The sequence below is a fragment of the Aminobacter sp. P4_H6_2 genome, from assembly GCF_056400805.1.
In genome coordinates, this window is record NZ_JBFUKO010000709.1 from 1 (window position 1) to 2,597 (window position 2,597).

At 60.9% G+C, this 2,597-nt stretch carries 3 protein-coding genes; 2 read left to right on the forward strand and 1 reads right to left on the reverse strand.

Translation table 11 applies throughout. The features are described from left to right. Positions 1–60 precede the first annotated feature (60 nt). Positions 61–1,410, forward strand: a complete 1,350-nt coding sequence (locus AC1DUU_RS28995) for a type II toxin-antitoxin system HipA family toxin (RefSeq protein WP_476786779.1) — start codon at positions 61–63, stop codon at positions 1,408–1,410. Positions 1,411–1,434: 24 nt separating this feature from the next. Further along, positions 1,435–1,566: a hypothetical protein gene (locus AC1DUU_RS29000; protein WP_476786780.1), complete on the forward strand. Its 132-nt coding sequence runs from the start codon at positions 1,435–1,437 to the stop codon at positions 1,564–1,566. A gap of 145 nt (positions 1,567–1,711) precedes the next feature. Here AC1DUU_RS29000 and AC1DUU_RS29005 read toward each other — a convergent pair whose 3' ends face one another. Beyond that, entirely contained in the window at positions 1,712–2,569 is an 858-nt protein-coding gene (locus AC1DUU_RS29005; protein WP_476786781.1) for a hypothetical protein, read from the reverse strand. Positions 2,570–2,597 lie beyond the last annotated feature (28 nt).

A 2,597-nucleotide genomic window follows, 5' to 3' on the forward strand; every position in this document is an offset into this window, starting at 1 on the left:
GAACGGCATGTCGACGATGACGACGACGAGATTCCCTACAAGCTCTAGGTGACGATGATCATGGTGAACCCGATCGACACTCTCGACGTCTACATCGCCGGCAGACCGGTTGGGGGGCTCCACCACCTGCAGGGCGGCAAGCTTTCGTTCTCCTATCACGAGGCTTGGATGGAGGGCCGGGTCGCGATCCCGCTCTCCCTATCCATGCCCACGATCACGAGGACGTACAAGGGCAAGGTCGTCGAGGCATTCCTCTGGGGCCTGTTGCCGGATAATGAGCAGACCCTTGCCAGATGGGCGCAGAGGTTCCAGGTCTCTGCCCGAAACCCGTTTGCTCTACTCAAGAATGTCGGCCGCGACTGTGCCGGCGCCGTTCAGTTCCTTCCGCACGGCGACCAGGTTTCCCGCGGCGAGGACGTGGAGTTGCTCACCGAGGCGCAGATCGGCGACCGCCTGCGCGACCTGCGCAGGGATAGTGCAGCTACCCGGCGAATCGGCGATCCCGGTCAGTTCAGTCTCGCTGGTGCGCAGGCGAAGACGGCGTTCCATTTCGACAAGCGCAGCAATCGCTGGGGGATCCCTCGAGGCGACACGCCCACGACCCACATCTTCAAGCCGCCTATGCCACATTTGCACGGGCATACCGAGAACGAGCATTTCTGCCTGGAGCTTGCACGCAAGCTCGGCATGGACGCTGCACACAGCAAGGTTCTCGACTTTGCAGGCGAAAAGGCGATCGTTCTCGAGCGCTATGACCGCCGCAATATCGATGGCAAGACCATCCGCATCCATCAGGAGGACATGTGCCAGGCTCTGTCGGTGATGCCGACGCTCAAGTATGAGAACCAGGGTGGGCCGGGTATCACGACTATCTCCAACAAGGTGCTGTCGGCCTCCCTAGACCCCGTCCGCGATCGTCAGACCTTCATGGCCGCGAACGTCTTCAACTGGATCATCGCTGGCACGGACGCACATGCAAAGAACTACTCGATGCTGCTCGGTGCTCAGGGCGAGGCCCGCCTAGCGCCACTCTACGACATCTCCTCCATTCTGCCGCACCTCGGCGAGGGAGAGATCCAGGCTGAGATGCGCGACCTCAAGCTGGCGATGAAGATCGACAAGGTCTACCTGATCGACGAGATCATTCCGCGCCACTGGGAGCGCTGTGCGTCCTCGGCCAAGGGTGGAGGCGAGTACACGATGCGGACGATCCGCCATCAGCTCGCGGTGATGCCCGATATGGCGTCGGAGTGCGCCCACGAGCTTCGCCAGGAGGAAATCAGCCATGAGATCGTTGGCCGCCTCGTCGACGTAATCGCGACGCGCATCAAGGGCCTGTCCCGAATCTATGGAGAGGAAGCCGCTGCGAGGTCCGTGGAGGTTGTGGAGGCAAAAATCGGCCGGGGATAGATGTCGTCCTGAGTTGCCGCAACTATGCGCAAAAAGAAGGTCACGCGGAAGCTGCCATGTATCGGTGACGGCCGTAACTCGCTACACGTCACCTGGACGCTGAAGGTCGGCGCGCTTCATCGTGCATTCGAGCCGTTTTCGGCACCTACCTTCTGACTGGCACAAATCTAACGTTTGGTACCTGATGGGGGAAGACGTCTTCCGACCCCATTGCGGACCTTCCCGCACAGAGGCCAATTGAGTCCTGACCCGAGACCGTCGTTCCGCCCGGTCAGCCATGACGTGGGCATGCAGCAGAACGTCAGTGCGCAATCGGGGTGAGTGTCAGCACTTCGCTGTTGGTCTTGCAGGAATCCGGTATCCCTGCGATGCAGCCCGTCGTGGTTTGCTGGATCGTCATGGTGAAACTGTCGCCCGACGGACTGATAGTATAGGTGCYGCTGCCCGCGCCCGAAACACCGCTTCCGGCAAGCACATAGTCCACCGTCCCGCCCGCCCGCGAGGTCGGCGAGTATACGAAATTCGCAGTGCCACGGGGAAACTTGCCAACCACCTCGAACGGCTCGTCCAGCTTCATCACGGTCCCGGTCACCACGATCCGCGCGCCGCCGCCGGTGACTGTCCAGGGGCCGGGGCAAATCTTGTCCAGCACGTGTTCGGCAATTCGGGCAGCCTCGTCCAGCACGGCATCGTCCTTGGCAAAGCCGGTGAAGCTGTCAACAAGCGCGCCGCCGGGATTGGTTCTGATCTCAATAGTCCAATCGGCGTTCCCGGCGCCGAACGTGATGCTGCCGCCAATCAGATAATCTGCTGTGATAGTGCCCAGTTTCCTGATCGCAGTGGCCTGGTCAACATATTCCGTCTGCTGAAACCGCTGTTCCTTGTTCACCTCCTCGATCCGTCGCCATTCGACGACCCGTCCGGCGCACCACGCAAACTCCCCGCCGTCGGCCAGCTTGGTGACGGCAGCGTGCACAATAGCTTCGCTCAGACCATTGCCGGTAAACTCCTGACCGGGATAGTTGTCGGTAGTGATTGTGCCGACAGCCAGCACCACATCGGCTTGTTGCGCTGTTGCGATCTCCGGTGAAAGCGTGGCGAGCCAAAGCGGGCAAAGCACAGGCACAAAACGCAGCGCCAGTGATCGAACTAGCAGCATGATGCCCCCACATGGATCATGCGTTCAC

Bases quoted from the DNA above. Each gene is read 5' to 3' on its own strand.
- AC1DUU_RS28995 (WP_476786779.1), top strand. From the start codon at position 61: ATGGTGAACCCGATCGACACTCTCGACGTCTACATCGCCGGCAGACCG.
- AC1DUU_RS29000 (WP_476786780.1), top strand. From the start codon at position 1,435: ATGCGCAAAAAGAAGGTCACGCGGAAGCTGCCATGTATCGGTGACGGC.